The sequence below is a fragment of the Lachnoanaerobaculum gingivalis genome (assembly GCF_003862475.1).
Taxonomy (GTDB): Bacteria; Bacillota; Clostridia; order Lachnospirales; family Lachnospiraceae; genus Lachnoanaerobaculum; species Lachnoanaerobaculum gingivalis.
The window spans coordinates 49,323-69,391 of sequence record NZ_RRCO01000001.1 but is presented as its reverse complement, the minus strand read 5'-3'; the positions used below and the strand labels follow the sequence as shown (position 1 = coordinate 69,391).

General features: G+C 35.4%; 18 protein-coding genes. 16 read left to right on the top strand and 2 right to left on the bottom strand.

The annotated features are described in order from the left end of the window. Positions 1-62: 62 nt before the first annotated feature. Positions 63-611: a DUF5662 family protein gene (locus EHV10_RS00315; protein ID WP_128672887.1), complete on the top strand. Its 549-nt coding sequence runs from the start codon at positions 63-65 to the stop codon at positions 609-611. A gap of 140 nt (positions 612-751) precedes the next feature. Here the strand turns inward: EHV10_RS00315 and EHV10_RS00310 are convergent, their stop codons facing one another. Next, positions 752-1,828 carry a ribonuclease H-like domain-containing protein gene (locus EHV10_RS00310; RefSeq protein WP_128672885.1) on the bottom strand — a complete coding sequence of 359 codons (1,077 nt, stop codon included), beginning with the start codon at positions 1,826-1,828 and terminating at the stop codon, positions 752-754. Between the two features lie 123 nt (positions 1,829-1,951). Between EHV10_RS00310 and ruvA the strand changes: the two genes are divergently transcribed. The 14 genes from ruvA (at position 1,952) to EHV10_RS00240 (ending at position 15,731) form a co-directional block, all read left to right on the top strand. After that, positions 1,952-2,542, top strand: a complete 591-nt coding sequence (gene ruvA / locus EHV10_RS00305; protein WP_128672883.1) for a Holliday junction branch migration protein RuvA — start codon at positions 1,952-1,954, stop codon at positions 2,540-2,542. A 24-nt stretch (positions 2,543-2,566) separates the two neighbouring features. After that, positions 2,567-3,565, top strand: coding sequence for a Holliday junction branch migration DNA helicase RuvB (gene ruvB / locus EHV10_RS00300; RefSeq protein WP_128672881.1), 999 nt, complete (start codon positions 2,567-2,569; stop codon positions 3,563-3,565). A gap of 2 nt (positions 3,566-3,567) precedes the next feature. Next, complete coding sequence (locus EHV10_RS00295) at positions 3,568-5,817, top strand: U32 family peptidase (RefSeq protein WP_128672879.1); 2,250 nt, start codon at positions 3,568-3,570, stop codon at positions 5,815-5,817. 68 nt (positions 5,818-5,885) lie between these two features. After that, positions 5,886-6,332 (top strand): NUDIX hydrolase, encoded by a 447-nt coding sequence (locus EHV10_RS00290; RefSeq protein ID WP_128672877.1) that lies wholly within the window; start codon positions 5,886-5,888, stop codon positions 6,330-6,332. Then, on the top strand, positions 6,319-6,942 hold the full coding sequence (locus tag EHV10_RS00285; RefSeq protein WP_128672875.1) for a hypothetical protein: 624 nt from the start codon (positions 6,319-6,321) through the stop codon (positions 6,940-6,942). Before EHV10_RS00290 ends, EHV10_RS00285 begins: the two co-directional genes overlap by 14 nt. 1 nt (position 6,943) lies before the next feature. Continuing rightward, positions 6,944-7,438, top strand: a complete 495-nt coding sequence (locus EHV10_RS00280; protein WP_128672873.1) for a dihydrofolate reductase — start codon at positions 6,944-6,946, stop codon at positions 7,436-7,438. 23 nt (positions 7,439-7,461) lie between these two features. Further along, on the top strand, positions 7,462-8,487 hold the full coding sequence (locus tag EHV10_RS00275) for a sugar kinase (protein ID WP_128672871.1): 1,026 nt from the start codon (positions 7,462-7,464) through the stop codon (positions 8,485-8,487). 139 nt (positions 8,488-8,626) lie between these two features. Continuing rightward, entirely contained in the window at positions 8,627-9,520 is an 894-nt protein-coding gene (locus EHV10_RS00270) for a sulfide/dihydroorotate dehydrogenase-like FAD/NAD-binding protein (RefSeq protein WP_128672869.1), read from the top strand. Then, a complete protein-coding gene (gltA, locus tag EHV10_RS00265) occupies positions 9,520-10,911 on the top strand; it encodes an NADPH-dependent glutamate synthase (protein ID WP_128672867.1) in 1,392 nt (463 codons plus the stop codon). Before EHV10_RS00270 ends, gltA begins: the two co-directional genes overlap by 1 nt. Before the next feature lie 198 nt (positions 10,912-11,109). Next, positions 11,110-12,291: an ABC transporter substrate-binding protein gene (locus tag EHV10_RS00260; RefSeq protein ID WP_128672865.1), complete on the top strand. Its 1,182-nt coding sequence runs from the start codon at positions 11,110-11,112 to the stop codon at positions 12,289-12,291. 120 nt (positions 12,292-12,411) lie between these two features. Next, on the top strand, positions 12,412-13,293 hold the full coding sequence (locus tag EHV10_RS00255) for a branched-chain amino acid ABC transporter permease (protein ID WP_128672863.1): 882 nt from the start codon (positions 12,412-12,414) through the stop codon (positions 13,291-13,293). Positions 13,294-13,300: 7 nt separating this feature from the next. Next, on the top strand, positions 13,301-14,260 hold the full coding sequence (locus EHV10_RS00250) for a branched-chain amino acid ABC transporter permease (protein WP_128672861.1): 960 nt from the start codon (positions 13,301-13,303) through the stop codon (positions 14,258-14,260). After that, positions 14,260-15,012, top strand: coding sequence for an ABC transporter ATP-binding protein (locus EHV10_RS00245; protein ID WP_128672859.1), 753 nt, complete (start codon positions 14,260-14,262; stop codon positions 15,010-15,012). The genes EHV10_RS00250 and EHV10_RS00245 overlap by 1 nt, the downstream gene beginning before the upstream one ends. Positions 15,013-15,020: 8 nt before the next feature. Then, positions 15,021-15,731: an ABC transporter ATP-binding protein gene (locus tag EHV10_RS00240; protein ID WP_128672857.1), complete on the top strand. Its 711-nt coding sequence runs from the start codon at positions 15,021-15,023 to the stop codon at positions 15,729-15,731. A 24-nt stretch (positions 15,732-15,755) separates the two neighbouring features. Here EHV10_RS00240 and EHV10_RS00235 read toward each other — a convergent pair whose 3' ends face one another. Beyond that, complete coding sequence (locus tag EHV10_RS00235; protein WP_128672855.1) at positions 15,756-16,283, bottom strand: DUF4364 family protein; 528 nt, start codon at positions 16,281-16,283, stop codon at positions 15,756-15,758. Between the two features lie 177 nt (positions 16,284-16,460). Here EHV10_RS00235 and EHV10_RS00230 point away from each other — a divergent pair, with 177 nt between their 5' ends. Further along, positions 16,461-20,018, top strand: coding sequence for a DUF5717 family protein (locus tag EHV10_RS00230; protein WP_128672853.1), 3,558 nt, complete (start codon positions 16,461-16,463; stop codon positions 20,016-20,018). The last annotated feature ends 51 nt before the right edge of the window (positions 20,019-20,069 follow it).

Sequence of the window (20,069 nt, the reverse complement as noted above, 5' to 3'; positions counted from 1 at the left end):
AATCATATAGTATCACGTAATGTGTATATTGTCAAATATTTAATTAGAGGAGATAGATAATTATGCATAATAACAGTGTATTTAAGCATTTAAAGACAATTAATAAACATAAGCTGACTGTGATGGACCTTTGTTTTAAAATAGGCCTAATTAAGCAGGGATTCCTGCACGATTTGAGCAAATATTCACCTGAAGAGTTCCTGATAGGTATAAAATACTATCAAGGAGACAGGAGTCCGAATGCCATAGAGAAGCTTGAAAAGGGATATTCAAGCTCGTGGCTACATCATAAGGGAAGAAATAAACATCATTTTGAGTACTGGATTGACTACGGTCCTGATGAAAAAGACGGTCTTATGGGCATGAAAATGCCTTTGAAATACGTGCTTGAGATGTGTTGTGACAGAATTGCGGCTTCAAAGGTCTATTCCGGAGACAGCTACACAACAGATGTTCCGTGGGATTATTACAGTAAGAGAAAAGATTATATTGATCTACATAAGGATACAAGATCACTGCTTGAAAAAATCCTGCTTATGAATAAGAATGAGGGTGAAAAGAAGGCTTTGGCATATATGAGATGGCTTTTAAAACATCCGTATGTATATTGATTTTATATTATAAATTATATAAAAAATTGAAAATATATATTGAGTTAATACATAAAGTCCTTATAATCAGAATTTATAAGGACTTTATAAATTTACAACCTATTTCAATATTTTTTGTATTTATTTTCTGAATAATCTAATTATTGCTTTAATAGTTTGAAATGTTTGAATATTTCGACCAAGTATTCACTGAAAAACTCTTTGTCATTAAAATTAAGTTTTGCTAAATTTATATATTTTTCTTTTGATTTATAATCTTTTTTAAATATTTCATCAATGTCCGACATATTAAAGCAGTATATATAATCGGCAAACTGTCTGATGTAGGCGGTTTGTTTGGTGGCTTTTTTCTTCACCGCTTTGTCTACAAATTCCCCTATACTTTTATGTATGGCATAATCTTCAATTGTCAGATAATAGTAGTCCTTGTAATTTTCAAAGAAAAATTTTAATTCGTCTTTTAATATAGGTATGCTTATTTCCACTTTATTACCTGAAATATATAATGACATACTGTCGGTGAGTTTCAAATCATGAGGTAGAGTTTCATTACAGATGTAATTTAAAATCAGTATATCATTATTTACATGTACCGACTCCAGAACAAAGGTTGAGTTGAAAAAATCTAGGTAAGAAAGCATATCCACAACTTTTAACATACCTAGGAGATCTTCTTCGTTATGTAATAGCAGAGCGTGTAAAATATCCGAATCTTTATTTTGTGTATATCTGTAGTAAAATTCTATAAGTTCGCCTCCGGTATATATATCCTCTCTATGCAGTCCCAGAAATTCCTCCAATGTTTTCTGGTTCATTCTTTCAAGTCCGAGAGGTTTCTTTAAATGTCTTATTTTCTTGTAAATATCAATGCTTACATAGTCATCAAGCGGATTGAAAAGATAGTATTGCTTGGCACATTCTCTTATATAAGGAAGGTCAAAGCCGTCTCCGTTAAAATGAATCAAAGTATCGAATTTGGCGGCGTACTCATAAAAGGACTGCAACATAGCCGTTTCATCGGATATGCTTTCGGAAAACCATTGCCTAAAGTTTAAATTATCTTTTTCAATACTTATACAGCCGATAAGATAAAGCTTTGAATTTTTCGGACTAAGTCCTGTGGTTTCTATATCAAAAAAAAGTACTCTTTGCGGATTTCCTATTTTTGATAAATCATATTTTATATTATTTTTAAAAATCTTTTTTATTTCTTTCATGCCTGTATTATAATATCCTCGAATGTTTTAATCAATAATTTGCGAAAGTGTGTTCGATTTTGTTTGATTTGTAATCTTGCTATATGATATTATAGTCTTGAGATTAAAATATTGGGAAGAGATATGATTACATATATAAAAGGAATTGTTGCAGAAAAAAATATTGACAATATAATAGTGGAATGTGCCGGTTTGGGTTATGAAGTGTTTGTTTGCGGTAGAGATTTGGAAAATATATCAAAGGGAAAAGACATTTTTATACATACATATTTGAAGATTTCAGAAGATGCACATACATTATACGGATTTTTAGACAGAGCGGACTTGAATATGTTTAAAAAGCTTATAGGAATAAGCGGTGTCGGTCCGAAGGCAGCGCTCAGTATAATGTCGACTTTAAGTACATTTGACTTGAAGATGGCTATAGTTTCCGATGATCATAAGGCGATAAGTGCGGCTCAGGGTATAGGACCTAAGATTGCAAAGAGAATAATCCTTGATTTAAAAGAAAAGGTTGATATTGAAAGTATCACATCCATAGAGAATGAAAAGCCTGTAAACGGCGGAGTACAAAGTGAAGTTGCAGAGGCTTTGGTTTCTTTGGGATATTCAAGCAGTGAAGCTTATAAGGTGTTAAGAAGTATTGAGATAGGTGATTTAGATACTACAGAGGATATACTGAAAATTGCTTTAAAAAAGATAGCGATATTCTAAGAATAAGATATAGTGGGCATATAAATGGAAAGAAGAATAATTTCAACTGAAATAACAAAAGAAGATAAGCAGATAGAAAAAAGTCTGAGACCTCAATTTTTAAATGAATATATCGGACAGGATAAAATAAGAAAAAACCTTAAAATTTATATAGATGCGGCAAAGCTTAGAAAAGAAAGTCTTGACCATGTGCTATTCTACGGCCCTCCGGGGCTTGGAAAGACTACACTTTGTAATATCATCGCAAATGAGATGGGTACAAACTTAAAGGTTACCTCAGGACCCGCAATTGAGAAGCCGGGAGATATGGCTGCAATTTTAAATAATCTGAATGAGGGTGATGTGCTTTTTGTGGACGAGATACACAGGCTCAATCGTCAGGTGGAAGAGGTGCTTTATCCTGCAATGGAAGATTTTGCAATAGATATTGTAATAGGTAAGGAGGCCGGTGCAAGAAGTATCAGACTGGATTTGCCGAAGTTTACTTTGGTGGGGGCAACCACAAGAGCGGGACTGCTTACAGCACCGCTTAGAGACAGATTCGGTGTGGTGCAAAAGCTTGAATTTTATACTACAGACGAATTGAAAGAAATTGTAATGCGTTCCTCCACGGTTTTGGGAGTGGAAATAGATGAGAGCGGAGCTGTGGAAATTGCAAGAAGAAGTAGAGGCACTCCAAGACTTGCAAACAGACTTTTAAAGCGTGTCAGAGATTTTGCACAGGTAAAGTATAACGGTGTGATAGATAAAAAGGTTGCGGATTATGCACTGGATATCCTTGATGTCGACAAACTTGGACTTGACAACAATGACAGAATGATTTTACTCACTATTATAGAAAAGTTTGGAGGAGGTCCGGTGGGACTTAATACTTTGAGTGCGGCATTGGGTGAGGATGCAGGTACTTTGGAAGATGTATATGAGCCTTATCTTTTGATGAACGGACTTATAAACAGAACACCGGGAGGGAGAGTTGCTACAGAGAATGCATATATCCATCTCGGTATTGAAATGAAAGGTTAAGAATGAATAATGTAGAGCTTTTGGCTCCTGCCGGATCATATGAGAGTCTTGTGGCGGCGGTTAATGCAGGAGCGGATGCGGTATATATAGGCGGAAAAAAGTTTTCAGCCAGAGCATATGCCGATAATCCGGAAGAGGATATTTTAATAAAAGGTATTGAATACGCTCATACTTTCGGGGTAAATGTCTATATGACTGTAAACACTCTTTTAAAGGAAAGTGAAATCGGAGAGCTTTTTGATTATATAAAGACTTACTATAATGCAGGTGTTGATGCTGTTATAGTACAGGATCTCGGTGTGTTTGAATTTATAAGAAAGCATTTTCCGAAGCTTTCTATACATGCCAGTACTCAGATGACTATAACAGGAAGCTACGGAGCCATATTTTTAAAGAATCAGGGTGCAAGCAGAATAGTTCCTGCCAGAGAGATATCTTTGGAAGAGATAAGAGACATAGATAAAAAGTGTGATATTGAAATAGAGTGCTTTGTACATGGCGCGCTTTGCTACTCGTATTCGGGGCAATGCCTTATGAGTTCAATGATCGGCGGAAGAAGCGGAAACAGGGGAAGATGTGCTCAAACATGTAGACTGCCTTATGATGTGTATGAAGGTGACAAAAAACTTAATAAAGCCGATGAAAGAAATCTTTTAAGCTGTAAGGACCTTTGCAGTTTGGATATTTTGCCGGATCTTATTGAGGCGGGAATAGATTCTTTAAAAATTGAAGGAAGAATGAAAGCGCCAAGATATACTGCAGGTGTGGTAAGTATATGGAGAAAGTATTTGGATCTGTATAATGAAAAAGGAAGGGCAGGATATAAGGTTGATAAGGCTGACAGAAAGCTTTTACTTGACCTTTTTGACAGAGGAGGACAGACCGACGGATATTATAAGGAACATAACGGTAAGGATATGATTGCTTTGCATGAAAAGCCGGTTAATAAGCAGGTGAATTCCGAGTATTTTGATTATCTGGACAAGACGTTTGTTGAAGGTAAAAAGTGGCTTCCCGTTTCAGGTTCAATCAGATTAAAAGAAAATACTCCTATAATATTTGATGTAAGTGTAAATAATTTAAATGAGGTCTATGGCAGAGATAAAGAATTTGACAATTTTTTATCTGTAGAAATTATCGGTGATATACCTCAGCCTGCAAAGAACAAGGCCGTTTCGTTTGAGGATGTGGACAAGCAACTGAAAAAAACGGGTAACAGCCGGTTTTACTTTGAGAATTTAAGTATAGAGCTGGATGATAATCTGTTTATCCCTTTAAAGGCGTTAAATGAGATAAGAAGAGAGGCTTTGGATAAGCTTGAAGAAAAAATTTTAACAAGATATACAAGAGATGATTCGGATATAAGGGAATACGAAGGATTTATAAATCATGTTATAAGCAGCGAGAAAAAAGAATCTGAGGGAGTAAAACTTAATATACTTTGCGAGAATATGGAGCAGATAGACGGTGCAATTCAATTTGCAAGGGAGGAAGGTATTGTATTTGATGAGATAAGTATAGAGAGTGAACTGCTTGGATATGAAGGCATCACTGAAAAAATAAATACGGTAAAGTCTTATTCAAGTGCTTGCAATTTATATATGCCGCATATTTTCAGAGATGAGGCAAAGAAGTTTTTCAACAAGTATTTAGATAATATAAAAGATTTTAAATTTGATAATTTTATAGTCAGAAGTCTTGAAGAGATATTTTACATAAATGATAATATAGATGCTTCGGCAAGCATTATACTTGATTATAATATCTATGCTTATAATAAAAGCACCATAGATTTTTATAATGAAAAGTTTAATGTAAAGAGACTTACATATCCTTTGGAGCTTAATCTAAATGAGATGAAGCAGCTTGGAAATCCCGGAAATGAAATGGTGGCTTACGGAAAGATACCTATGATGGTTTCGGCACAATGTTTAAAGAAAACTACAAAAGGATGTGATCATAAGAAGGAAGTGCTTGTATTAAAGGATAGAAAAAACAGTGATATGCAGGTAAAAACACATTGTGATTTTTGTTATAACACCATACTTAATTCAAAGCCGCTTTCGGTTATAGGAATGGTAAAAGATATAAAAAAGATTGCACCGGAGACTTTAAGACTTTGGTTTACCACGGAGAATGCGAGAGAGGCAAAGGCTGTTATACGAAAATATTTTGATTATTTTATTAAAGGTCTTGATGTTGAAAATGTTTCGGATTTTACAAGAGGACATCTAAAAAGAGGCATAGAGTGATATGTTCTTTACTATAGCGCGGCATTGGTTTATACTTCTTTTAGTTATCACTAAAGTGGAGGTGTGGAATGATAGAAGCAACCAGCTGCGGTGGTGTAGTTATATATCATGGAAAGATATTGACCTTGTTTAAAAATTATAAAAATAAATATGAGGGATGGGTTTTACCGAAAGGGACTGTGGAACCGGGTGAAACATTTGAGCAGACTGCACTGAGGGAGGTTTACGAGGAAACCGGAGCAAAGGCTAAAATAGTACAATTTATAGGAACCAGCCATTATACATTTAACACAAGTACGGAAATAATTGATAAAAGAGTACATTGGTTCTTGATGAAGACCGAAAGCTATTTTTCAAGACCGCAAAGAGAAGAATATTTTGTTGATTCGGGGTATTATAAATACCATGAATCTTTTCATCTTTTGAAGTTTTCAAATGAAAGAATGATGCTTGAAAGAGGCTATAATATGTATATGGAATTAAAAAGAAAAGGGAGATGGGATGATAGATTTTAACAGAGTTTATGTTATGAATTTGGAAAATGCCATAAGAGGCGCAAGAAATCCGATGAATTCATGGGCGAGATCTGACAGTTATTATGATGAGAACGGTCAATATGTTTTAGGAGAGAATGACTTATCGCTTGCAAAAAGGCTCAGAAATGCCGGGACAAGCGATCACAGAAAGTATTTAAGACAGGTAATGCTTTCCGTTGATATTACAGCACCTATGTATTGGTGGAAAGAATACGATACATATAAAGTTGCCACGGTTGCAAATTCCACATCCACAATGCATAAGATTCATTCAAAGCCTTTTGAGTTGGATGATTTTTCACATGATCATCTGACTGAAAACGGTTTAAATGTTTTAAAAGGTCTTGTTGATGAAATGGAAAAGATAAGACTTGAATATATTGAAACCAAGGATAAGTCACTTTGGTATGACCTTATACAGCTTTTACCTTCAAGCTATAATCAAATGAGAACCTGTACATTAAATTATGAGACGCTCATTAATATTTATAAATCAAGAAAGCATCATAAACTTGATGAGTGGAGAAGTTTTTGTGAATGGATAGAGACATTACCTTATGCAAATGAACTGATTATAGCTGAGGAATAGAATGAATATAATTGTTTCGGTAGATAAAAAATGGGGAATAGGAAATAAAGGGAAACTCTTGGTTTCGATCCCCAAAGATATGAAACTTTTCAGGGAAGAGACTATAGGAAAGGTGATAATAATGGGACATAATACATTATTGTCCCTTCCCGGTTCTCAGCCGCTTGCGGGAAGAGAAAATATAGTTTTATCAAAAGATAATAACTTAAAAATAAAAGGTGCAACAGTATTGAACAGTTTGGATTCATGTTTGGAGTACCTTAGAGAAAATAATATAAATGATGAAGATGTTTTTGTTATAGGGGGAGAAAGTGTTTACAGGAATTTCTTGCCCTATTGCAATGTTGCCCATGTTACATATATTGACTATGAGTATGCGGCGGACAGACATTTTTTGAATTTGGATTTGGATAAAGAATGGAATCTTGTACTTGAAACAGAGGAAGAGACTTATTTTGATATACCTTATACATTCAGAATGTATAAAAGAGTTTAGGTAATTTTTTGAAAGGCAAAGAAATGGATAAGAAATTTGATTTATTGACTTTGGGACAGGCGCTTTTAAGACTTTCACCTGTAAGAGATGACAGATTGGTAAGAGGAGATACTCTTATCAGGCAGGTAGGAGGTGCGGAGCTAAATGTTGCTGTAGGTGCATCGCTTCTAGGGTTAAAAACCGGTGTTATAACAAAGCTTCCTTCACATGAGATGGGTGCATATATAAAGAATACTGTCAGATCTTATGGAATCAGTGACGATTATATAATATATGATTCAAACAAAGATGCCAGAGTTGGGATATATTTCTATGAAAACGGAGCATATCCAAGAAAGCCTAATGTAATATATGACAGAAAAAATTCCTGCTTTGAAACTATAAGCGTAAATGAGTTTTCTGAAGATATGTATAAGTCTACCACATGTTTTCATACAACAGGTATAACATTGGCTCTTTGTGAAAAATCCAGAGAAAACGCAATAGAAATGATAAAGAAATTTAAAGATAACGGGTCGATTATATCATTTGATGTGAATTTCAGAGCAAATCTTTGGTCCGGCGAAGAGGCAAGAGACACTATAGAAAAGATATTGCCGTTTGTGGATATATTCTTCTGCTCTGAGGATACAGCCAGACTTACCTTCGGAAAGAGAGGAGATGTAGGAGAAATTATGAAATCGTTTACCGAGGAGTATCCTATCTCAATAGTGGCATCTACACAAAGAACGGTGCATTCACCGAAGGTACATGATTTCGGATCTGTAATATATAACGCTTATCAGGATAAGTATTATACAGAAAAACCTTATAAGGCAATTGATGTTGTGGACAGAATAGGAAGCGGAGATGCATATATTGCAGGAGCATTGTACGGTCTTTTACATTACAGACTTGACTGTGAAAAAGCGTTGGCTTACGGCAATGCATATTCTACTGTAAAAAACACTATACCGGGCGATGTGCCTTCTTCAAATCTGAATGATATCGACAATATAATTGCAGACCATAATATGACTGACGGCTATAAGTCTGAAATGAACAGGTAGCAAATAATAACATTTAAGGTTAAATTAGCTAAAAAAATAACGAACTGTTCTGATATATTGCTTTTATTTAGTTTGTTTTTTTTATTTTTTTGTGTTAATATTAAAGGTGAGATTTTATCTATATGGAGGAATAAGCAATATGTTTCCTATTGTGAAGAAAAGAAAATTAGCTGAAAACATTTATTTATTTGATGTTTTGGCTAAGAGAGTAGCAGCAAAATGTCTTCCGGGAGAGTTTGTTATAGTAAAGCAGGATAAGCAGGGTGAGAGAATTCCGCTTACAATCTGTGACTATGACCGTGAAGCCGGAACTGTTACTATAGTTATTCAGGTTATTGGCGGCTCAACCAGACTGATTGCAGATGAGCTCAACGAAGGCGATGAGTTTATGGACTTTGTAGGACCGCTTGGAAATGCAAGTGATCTTATAGGTGAAGACATAGAGGAATTAAAAAAGAAGAAGATTCTTTTCGTAGCCGGCGGACTTGGTACAGCTCCTGTATATCCACAGGTTAAATGGCTCTTTGAAAGAGGTATTAAGGCTGATGTGGTTCAAGGTGCAAAGAGCAAAGACTTTGTAATTCTTGAGGACGAGCTTAAGTCGGTATCGGATAATTTATATGTATGTACAGATGACGGTTCTTACGGATTCAAAGGGCTTGTAACAGATAAGGTAAAAGATCTTGTTGAAAATGAAGGCAAGAAGTATGACCATTGTGTAGTTATCGGTCCTATGATAATGATGAAATTTGTATCACTTCTTACAAAAGAACTCGGCATACCTACTATCGCAAGTATGAATACAATCATGGTGGACGGTACAGGTATGTGCGGTGCCTGCAGACTGTCTGTAGGTGATGAAATTAAGTTTGCATGTGTAGACGGACCTGAGTTTGATGCACATAAGATTAATTTCAACGAAGCACTTCAAAGATTACAGATTTATAAGACAGAAGAAGGTAAAGAACTTTTGAAGGTTATAGAAGGCGAAACACATCATGGCGGATGTGGCGTATGTGGAGGTGACAAATAATGGCACAGGATATGTGGAAGAAAGTTGCTGTTGCTGAGCAGGAGCCTGAAGTAAGAGCTAAAAATTTTGAAGAAGTATGCCTTGGATACACTAAGGAAGAGGCGATGGCTGAGGCTGCAAGATGTTTCAACTGTAAAAATGCAAAATGTATAAAGGGTTGCCCTGTATCTATAAATATTCCCGCTTTTATACAGGAAATATTAAAGGATGATATTGAAGGTGCGTCAGATGTTATCGCACAGTCAAGTTCACTTCCTGCCGTATGTGGAAGAGTTTGTCCACAGGAGACACAGTGTGAGGGTGTATGTATCAGAGGAAACAGAGGTGAGGCCGTTTCAATAGGTAAACTTGAGAGATATGTAGCAGATACTGCAAGAAAGATGGGTATTAAGCCAAAGGCAAATCCGAATAAGAACGGAAAGAAAGTGGCTGTAATCGGATCGGGTCCTGCAGGACTCAGCTGTGCAGGTGACCTTGCAAAACTCGGATATGAAGTTACTATATTTGAAGCATTGCATGAGCCGGGCGGAGTTTTGATTTACGGAATTCCTGAGTTCAGATTACCTAAGGATGAAGTTGTTTTACCTGAAATTCAAAACGTTATAGACCTTGGTGTAAAGATTGAGACAGACGTTATTATCGGAAAAACCGTTACAATAGATGAACTTTTGGAAGAAGAGGGATTTGATGCCGTATTTATCGGCTCAGGTGCAGGTCTTCCTATGTTTATGGGTATTCCGGGTGAAAATGCAAACGGAGTATTTTCAGCAAACGAGTATCTTACAAGAAATAACCTTATGAAGGCATTCAGAGACGACTATCACACACCTATTATAAAGAGTAAAAAGGTATGTATTGTAGGTGGAGGAAACGTGGCTATGGATGCTGCAAGAACCGCCCTAAGACTTGGTGCCGAAGTACATGTTATATATAGAAGAAGTGAAGCCGAATTACCTGCAAGAGCTGAAGAAGTTCATCATGCGAAGCAGGAAGGTATCATATTTGATATTTTGACAAACCCTGTTGAGATCCTTGAAGATGAAAAGGGATGGGTAAAGGGAATGAAAGTTATCAGAATGGAACTTGGAGAGCCTGATGCCAGCGGTAGAAGAAGACCTGTAGAGGTAAAGGGTAGCGAATTTGTTATTGACTGTGATACTGTTATCATGTCACTCGGTACTTCACCTAATCCTCTTATTGCAAGAACAACAGAAGGTCTTGATATCAACAAATGGAAATGTATTGAAGCTGATGAAAAGACAGGACAAACTTCAAGAAAGGGAGTTTTCGCAGGCGGCGATGCCGTAACAGGTGCCGCTACGGTTATTCTTGCTATGGAGGCCGGAAGAGCCGGAGCAAGAGGAATACATGAATATCTCTCAGAAAAATAAATATAAAATAATATAAATAATTTGAAGCCTTTATAGTCGTAATTAGTAAAAATTAACGGTTATAAAGGCTTTGTTATATCTATTTGTTATACCTGCCATGAAAAAAATATATATGCATTTCAAATGTGTTTATTGACAGAATTATATGAAATAAATATAATGAGATGAGTTTTATAAAATTTAATTTATGGAGGCATTATGAAGAAAAGAGTATTATTGTCAGCAATGGCATTGACATTCGGATTGGCATTGACAGCTTGCGGAAACGCAGGTTCGGATAAAGCTGCAGATTCAGGATCAAAGGCTGAGACTGAAGCTGCTGCAAAAGTTGACGGTGATGTATTTACAATAGGAACTACAGGACCACTTACAGGTAGTGCGGCATCTTACGGCAATTCGGTTAAGAACGGTGCTACTATAGCTATTGATGAGATTAATGCGGCAGGCGGAGTAAAGGTCGGAGATAAGACATATAAGCTTGCACTTAATTTCCAGGATGATGAAGCTAAAGAAGATAAGGCTGTTAACGCATATAACAATCTTATGGACAGCGGAATCAATGTATTTATGGGAGCTGTAACAAGCGGTTCATCACTTGCACTTACAGATTTAACAGCAAAGGATAATATTTTACAGATTACACCTTCAGGTTCAGCTAAGGCAATCACTGAGAATCCTAATGTTTTCAGACTTTGCTTTACAGATCCTCTTCAGGGAAAGATGATTGCAGATTTTGTTGTAGATCAGGGATATGAGAGTGTTGCTGTTCTTTACAACAACTCTGACGAGTATTCAACAGGAGTATATGAGGCTTTCAAAGAGGAGCTTAACGCTGCCGGAAAGTCTGACTTACTTGTCAATGAGCAGTCATTCACAAATGATGATGTAGACTTTACAACTCAGTTGACACAGATTAAGGCTTCAGGAGCTAAGCTTATATTTGTACCTGGATACTATGAAGCGGCAGCATATATCGTACAGCAGGCAAAGCAGCAGGGTATCGATGCGGCATTTGTAGGTTCTGACGGTTGGGACGGAGTTTTATCTCAGGTTACAGATCCAAGCGCTGTTGAAGGTGCGGTATTCTTAAGTCCGTTCTTGGCTTCAGATCCTTCTGCGGCAGATTTCACAAAGGCATATGAGACTGCATATAAGGCAACACCTGACCAGTTTGCAGCTGACGGATATGATACAGTTTACGTAATCAAGGCGGCTATGGAAAAGGCCGGAAGTATCAAGAGTGATGACCTTATCAAGGCTATGACCGAGATAGAGGTAAACGGTATCACAGGCAAAGTATCATTCAATGCTGACGGTGAGCCGAACAAGGAGCCTAAGTTTGTTACTATAACAAACGGAGAGTATAAGCTTTTTGATTAATCTATGAAATTTTAAAGAGGACGGGATTATTGTCCCATCCTCTTTTTCTGACATAGACCTCGGAAAGCTTCTAACGTAAGGTAGGAGTTTTCCGTAGTTTAGGTAAAGAGGGGTAAAAAAATGTTAATTAACTTTATTGAACAGTTAATAAACGGATTGAGGACAGGAAGCATTTATGCGTTGATAGCTATAGGTTATACAATGGTATACGGTATAGCTAAAATGATAAATTTTGCTCATGGAGATATAATAATGGTAGGAGCATATGCTCTTTATTTTAGTATATCGGTATTGGGTTTACCTGTTCCGGTAGCGCTTTTATTGACTGTTATTGTATGTTCCGTTTTGGGCGTTTTAATTGAAAAGATTGCGTATAAACCGCTTAGAAAGGCACAGCCTTTGGCAGTACTTATTACTGCGATAGGTATGAGCTTCTTTTTACAAAGCAGTTCTTTATTGATATTCGGTTCAACACCGATACCGTTTCAATCTGTAATTCCGAACGAAAATATAAAGGTAGGACCGGTTACAATTTCAAGTATTACTTTGGTTACATTGATAGTGACTGCTGTTGCAATGATTCTGCTTACATTGTTTATAAACAAAACCAAGCTGGGATCGGCAATGAGAGCCGTTTCGGAAGATAAGGGAGCGGCGGAACTTATGGGTATCAATGTAAACAGTACCATATCAATGACTTTCGCAATAGGTTCGGCACTTGCGGCTGTAGCGGGTATTTTGTATATAAGTCAGTACCAGTCCATGAAGCCTACACTTGGAGCACTTCCGGGTATAAAGGCGTTTGTGGCTGCCGTTCTTGGAGGAATAGGAAGTATACCGGGAGCTATGCTTGGCGGAATACTTTTGGGACTTATTGAAAGTGTGTCTAAGGCATATATTTCAACTGAGCTTGCAGATGCTATTGTTTTCGGGGTTTTGATTGTCGTTTTATTATTCAGACCTTCAGGACTTTTGGGCAAGAAAAAGATTGTAAAGGTATAGGTGTGGTATGAAGATATTAAATAAAAAAACTATATTTAATATAGCTATAATGTTACTGGCCTATGTATTGGTATTTGTTTTGATAAATTCAGGAATACTCAGCAGACAATATAAATCTTTGATAGTTCCTATTTGTGTGAACATAATGTTGGCTGTTTCACTGAATCTTGTAACGGGATTTTTGGGAGAACTTTCATTGGGGCATGCAGGTTTTATGTCAATAGGAGCATATACAAGTGCTTTGATTTCTATCAATACAAGCTTTTTACCTCCGGCGTTGTCTTTCTTTATAGCTGTGGTTTGCGGCTGTGTACTTGCGGCTGTTTTCGGTTTTTTGATAGGTGTGCCTGTACTTAGACTTAGAGGTGACTATCTGGCTATAGTAACACTTGCATTTGGAGAGATAATAAAGTCTGTTATAAATTATCTTAATTTTACAGGAGGATCAAAGGGACTTAGCAAGATTCCTTTATATTCCGATTATAATAATTTTACAGTAGTATTTATTATCATGGTAATATGTATAGTGTTGATTTCAAATCTTATAAATTCAAGAGACGGAAGAGCGATAAAGTCAATTCGTGACAATGATATTGCTGCGGAGTCTATAGGAATAAAGATAAGTAAGTATAAAGTAAGCGCTTTTGTTATAGCTGCAGCTTTTGCAGGACTTGCAGGTTCGCTTTATGCACATAATGTAGGTATTATAAAGCCTAATATTTTTGACTATAATAAATCAATTGAGATACTTGTATTTGTGGTTCTTGGCGGTATGGGAAATATTCCGGGTTCAATAATATCCGCAATAATTCTTACCGTATTACCTGAGTTCTTAAGAGGTGCGGACAATTTGAGAATGTTACTCTATGCTATAGTATTGATTTTGATGATGATATTTAACAACAGTAAGTTTAAGGCTAATTTATCACTGAATAAAACCTTTAGAAAGCTTGGAAAGGAGGATTAATGCTGGAGTGTAAGAATCTTGGAATTCAATTCGGAGGATTAAAGGCGGTAGACAATTTTAATCTTAATATTGAAAAAGGAATATTATACGGTCTTATCGGACCGAACGGTGCAGGAAAGACTACAGTTTTTAACCTCTTGACAGGAGTATATAAGCCAACCGGAGGTACAATAAGACTTGACGGAAATCTTATAAACGGAAAAACACCTACACAAATCAATAATATGGGTATTGCGAGAACATTTCAGAATATAAGACTTTTTTCAAATATGTCGGTTTTAGATAATGTAAAGGCGGCATTACATGAAAAGGTAAAATATCCTCTGCTCACGTCTATGACTCATATGTTCGGATTTTCCAAAAAGGAAAAGGAAATGGATAATCTTGCTTTGGAGATACTTGATGTATTTTCACTCGGCTCAAAGAAAGATGTTCTGTCGGGAAATCTGCCTTACGGTGAGCAGAGAAAACTTGAGATAGCAAGAGCTCTTGCGACAAGTCCTTCTTTGCTTTTACTTGATGAGCCGGCGGCAGGTATGAATCCTAACGAGACGGAAGAGCTTATGGAAACAATCAGAAAAATCAGAGATATGTATAATCTTACAATTCTTTTGATTGAGCATGATATGAAGTTGGTAGCCGGAATTTGTGAAAAGCTTACGGTACTTAATTTCGGTACTGAGCTTGCAAGCGGAACACCGAGTGAAGTGCTTAATAATCCTGATGTAATTACAGCGTATTTGGGAGAGTAGGAGGAACGATGGAAATATTAAAAGTAAAAGATCTTGTCGTGAACTATGGAATGATAAAGGCTGTAAAGGGTGCAAGCTTTTGCGTAAATCAAGGTGAAATAGTTGCTCTTATAGGTGCAAACGGTGCCGGTAAAACTTCTATTTTGCACACTGTTACAGGACTTCTCAGTGCAAAAGAAGGAAGTATCGAGTTTGACGGCAAGGATATTACAAAAACAAAGGCGCACGATATAGTAAAGCTTGGAATGGCACATGTGCCTGAGGGAAGAAGAGTTTTCGGTGATTTGACGGTAATTGAGAACTTGAAACTTGGCGCATATATAAGAAATGATAAGGCCGGAATTGAAAAAAGTCTTGAAAAAATTTATAAGAGATTTCCAAGACTGTTTGAGAGAAAGACTCAGATTGCAGGTACACTTTCAGGCGGTGAGCAGCAGATGCTTGCAATGGGAAGAGCTCTTATGAGTAATCCTAAAGTTATTGTGATGGATGAGCCTTCAATGGGTCTGTCACCGCTTTATGTAAATGAAATATTTGATATTATAAGAGAAATTCATGAGAGCGGGACCACAGTGCTGTTGGTTGAGCAAAACGCCAAAAAAGCGCTTAGTATTGCCGACAGAGCCTATGTTCTTGAAACAGGAAATATAGTTCTTGACGGAGATGCAAAGAAACTTATGGATGATGACAGTGTAAAGAAAGCATATCTTGGGGAATAAAAAAGGACACATAAGTGTCCTTTTTTATTCCATGCCTCCGAGAAGTCTTTTCATAATATACTGATAAATATCCTGACTGCATGAGCGCCAATTGTTTTTCATAATATTGGCCTGTTCTTCATCAGGGGAATTTATTTCTATATTTATAAGTGGAGTTTTACCTTCTAAAACTTCGCAGTGTACAATCAGGTCGTTTCCCGGAAGCTTATAATATTCTGCTGTAGTGGAAACTTCATTTCTCATACGGAATTTATTTGTCTGTATAAACTCGTTTATATCTGTAATTATAGCCGGAGAAATCTGTTTCTCAAAAAAAGAGAGGGCTTCATTGCCTTCTTTTGTCATTTCATATCTGGAATTGTTGTTTATATTCTCGACACTCAGTAAGTTTGATTCCAAAAGCTCTGAAAGAGCCTGTTGGACTATAAAATATGTAGTATATTCTTTACTGACAAAAAAGTCGGATATATTTGAGTTTGTAAGTGGAAATTTAACTTGTTTTAACATATATAGTATCATTAACTTATATAAAGTCATCGGTTCTGAGAGCATCGTCGGACCTCCTGTGTAATATAAAGATTTTACAACAAATGGGATATTATGTAAAGTGTAATACATTACCGAGGATTTTATTCGTTTGCCTGTGGATGACTAACTGCTGATTAGATATAGAAATTCATTATTATTTATGATAAAATGTAGGTTATGGTTTATGGAAGAGGTGTATAAATGAGAGAGCGAATCAATCGTTTGGCAAAGGGGATTATTGAAGAAGAATTACCTATATTGGTCTGTGAGCCGGATAATATAGAACTGCCTATAAAGATGGATGAATCTGTTCGCTTTGAAATAGAGGTACGAAGTGACAATAAAGTACCTTTGAGAGGAGTGGCATATTCCGACAATATAAGAGTAAGAGTGGTTGATGCAACTTTTGGCGGAATAAAGAACAAAGTTGTACTTGAGATCAACTCAAAGAATTTGAACGGAGAAGAAAAAATAGAGGGTATTATAACTTTGGTAACAAATGCCGGAGAAAAAGATATACCCTATACTTTTTATATAAAAAATACCGATACTGTACTTGTGCTTGAGTCATTAAAGACAGTGGATGATTTTATGGTCATTGCAAAGGAAGACATAAATATTGCATTGGCTATTTTTATGTATAAAGACTTTTGTAAGTCGGGTTTTATGAAGGACCTGAGATATCAAAAGATTTATGAGGTACTTAATAAGGGTAATAACTTCAGATTAAACCTTGAAAATTTCCTGCAGGCTGTGGGAAATAAAGAAGCAGTGAATTTTTTGCTTGAATCGGATTCGCTTTATTTAAATACAGTAGAAGAAGATAAAGTTTACACCGTAAAAGTTTACAAAGAAAACTGGGGATTGCTTGATATTGACGTATCAACAAATGCAGATTTTATTAAATTAAATACGGATAAAATAAAAAACGAAAACTTTGAAGATAATACTTTTGAGCTTGGATTTACTATAGATTCCGAACTCTTGCAAGACAGAAAAAATATTGCAAGTATAAAGTTTTGTAACGGTTTAAATGAAAAATATCTTGAAGTTGTAATAAATAAAAATCTTGAAAAAGAATATCAAAGAGAAGCAAGAATATTTGAAAGAAAACAGTGGATCAGCTATGTAAAGCTTAGAGTTGAGCATGAACTTTGTAGTGATAAAATCGAAAAAAATGAGATTTTATTTAAAATGCTTGCGGTACTTGACAGATTGCAGGCAAGTACATACAGGAGTTTTTTGGTAAAGCTTTTAAAGGCGGAAATATACCTGATGCAGGGAGATAAAGCTACGGCGAAGTCTATTATAAACAGCCTGGATTCAAAAATAAAAGAGAACAGGCATGAACTCAGAGATGAGTATCTTATTTTAGAATACCTGGATACATATATGTATCCTGATGCCGAAAAGATGAGAGATCTTACAAAGCTTATAAAGGATTTATATAAGAAATATCATTCAAACATTGAATTTATGCTTGTATTAAATCTTGATGAAAGTCTTGCAGACAACCCGGCGGAAAGACAGAAGTTTTTAAAGAGAGCTTTTGAGCTTGGTGACAGATCGAAAATATTGATGATGGAATATGCTCTGTTACTTTGTAAAAATCCACATCTTTTGACAAGCTGTACAAGATTTGAAGTGTTGGCGCTTAGCTTCGGTATAAGAAATAATCTTATATCGGTTAATCTTTCGGAAAAAATACTCTCCGTTGTAAGAGAGACAAAGAAAATTAACGGAGCTATATTAAATATTTTACTTTCAATATACAATGCATTGCCAAGTAATGAGCTGCTTACAGATATATGTGAGATTTTTATAAAAGGTAATGTCAGAAAAAAGTATGTAAATGCATGGTATGAAAGATGCATTGAAAAGAGATTGCCTGTGGAAGGCATATATGAGTACTTTGTTTACTCACTTCCGGAAAAATATGATTTACCCATACCTGAATCTGTGCTGAAGCATTTTGAAAGAATAAACTCGATGGCTGATGACTTTAAGGTAAAGATATTTGAAAATATCGTAGAGTTTTATCCGCATAACAGTGAAATATACAGAGGTTTTATAAAGAGAATAAAGATTTTTACCATTGATAATGCGATGAAATTGAAAATGGATGATCATCTTATAAATATCTATTCCGGAATTCTGGAGGATGATGATATAGATGAAAGATTGGCAAAAATCATTCCGTTTCTAATGAACTCATATGATGTGAGAGTGCCTGAAGATAAAGCGGGTTCTATAGTGGTTGTATATCCGGAATTGAACGGTGAAAAGAAATATGAACTTGTAAATAACAGGGCTTTTGTGGCACTGTATTCGGAAAATGCAATTATCCTTGTAGAGGATTGTGAGGGCAACAGATATTATTCAAAAAATATGACTGTAGATAAGATATTCCATATGCAAAATCTTATAGACAGGTCTTATGAGTTGGATAAAAATCATGATATGCACAGGCTTGAGATGCTTGGAAAGATTGCAAAGAGCAGTGAAATCAGTGATGAAGATATAGCTTTAATAGAAGGTGTATTGGATGAAATAGACATTGATTCAAGATTTAAAAATATACTTTTATCAAAGCTTATTGAGCATTTATGGAAAGCTTCAGAGAAGGAAGAAGAGATTAACTTTAAGCTTCTTTATAAGACGGCTGAGATGAATTTGGATGAAGACAATATTTTTATGTATTGTGATACATTGATGAATACCGGAAATGTAAAAGAGGCAATAGATGTAGTTAAATTCTTCGGAGTCGATAATTTCAAAAAAGATGAATTACTTAAACTCATTATTAAAGCAATTGACGATGAAGCATTTAATCAAAATAAAATACTTGCTTTGATGGCTTTTAATCTTTATAAGGATGAAAAGTACACAGATAAAACCTTGGAATTTATTGCAAAGGTATACAACGGAAAAACACAAAATATGTTTGATTGTTTAAAGTTATGTGTTGAGAAAAATATTGAAACATATGATTTTGAAGAAAGATTACTTATACAAATGCTTTTCTCAAATCAGACAGCAGATTTGGATGAGGCTTTCAGAATTTATACGGAGAGAAAAAGAGTTACGGATATAATCATAAGAGCATATTTTACTGTAAAGAGTGATTTATTCTTCATGAATGATGAAAATATAAAAGACAATATATTTGAGTATCTGGAAGACGGACTCAGTGATGTTGACGATATAAAGGAATTCCCGAATATTTATATGCTGGCATTGTCAAAGTATTATTCAAATAAGGATAAACTTAACTTTAAGCAGACAAGATTATGTGAGCAGATAGTAAATAATCTTTGCGATATGGGAATGGTATTTTCATACTTTAAAAATCTGTCAAAGTTTGTACCTGTTGAAAGAGATATACTCGAATCCACTTTTGTTGAATACAAGGCAAAGAAAGATTTTGCTATATTGAAGTCAAGAATTTTTCCTTTAAATGATGATTTTATTGAGGAGGAGTTTCCCAATATCTATAAAAATATATTTGTTAAATATAAGAAGATTTTTTCAGATGAGATATGGGAATATCAGATACTTGAAAATGAAGACGGAGATATGAAAGTTTCGGTAAATGACTGTGTTCAATTCAGTAAAGCAGATAATGCCGGAGAGAGTAGGTTTATTCTTATAAATGATATAGAGGAACTGCCGAAAGACAAAGAAAAAGAACTTAAGGAAAAATTGACCGAGTTTGTGTATAAAGACGAGTTGGTAGCTAATTTATTTACACTGATATAAAAAATGAAAGGAATGTAAATTTTATATTTACATTTGATATTTATATAAAAT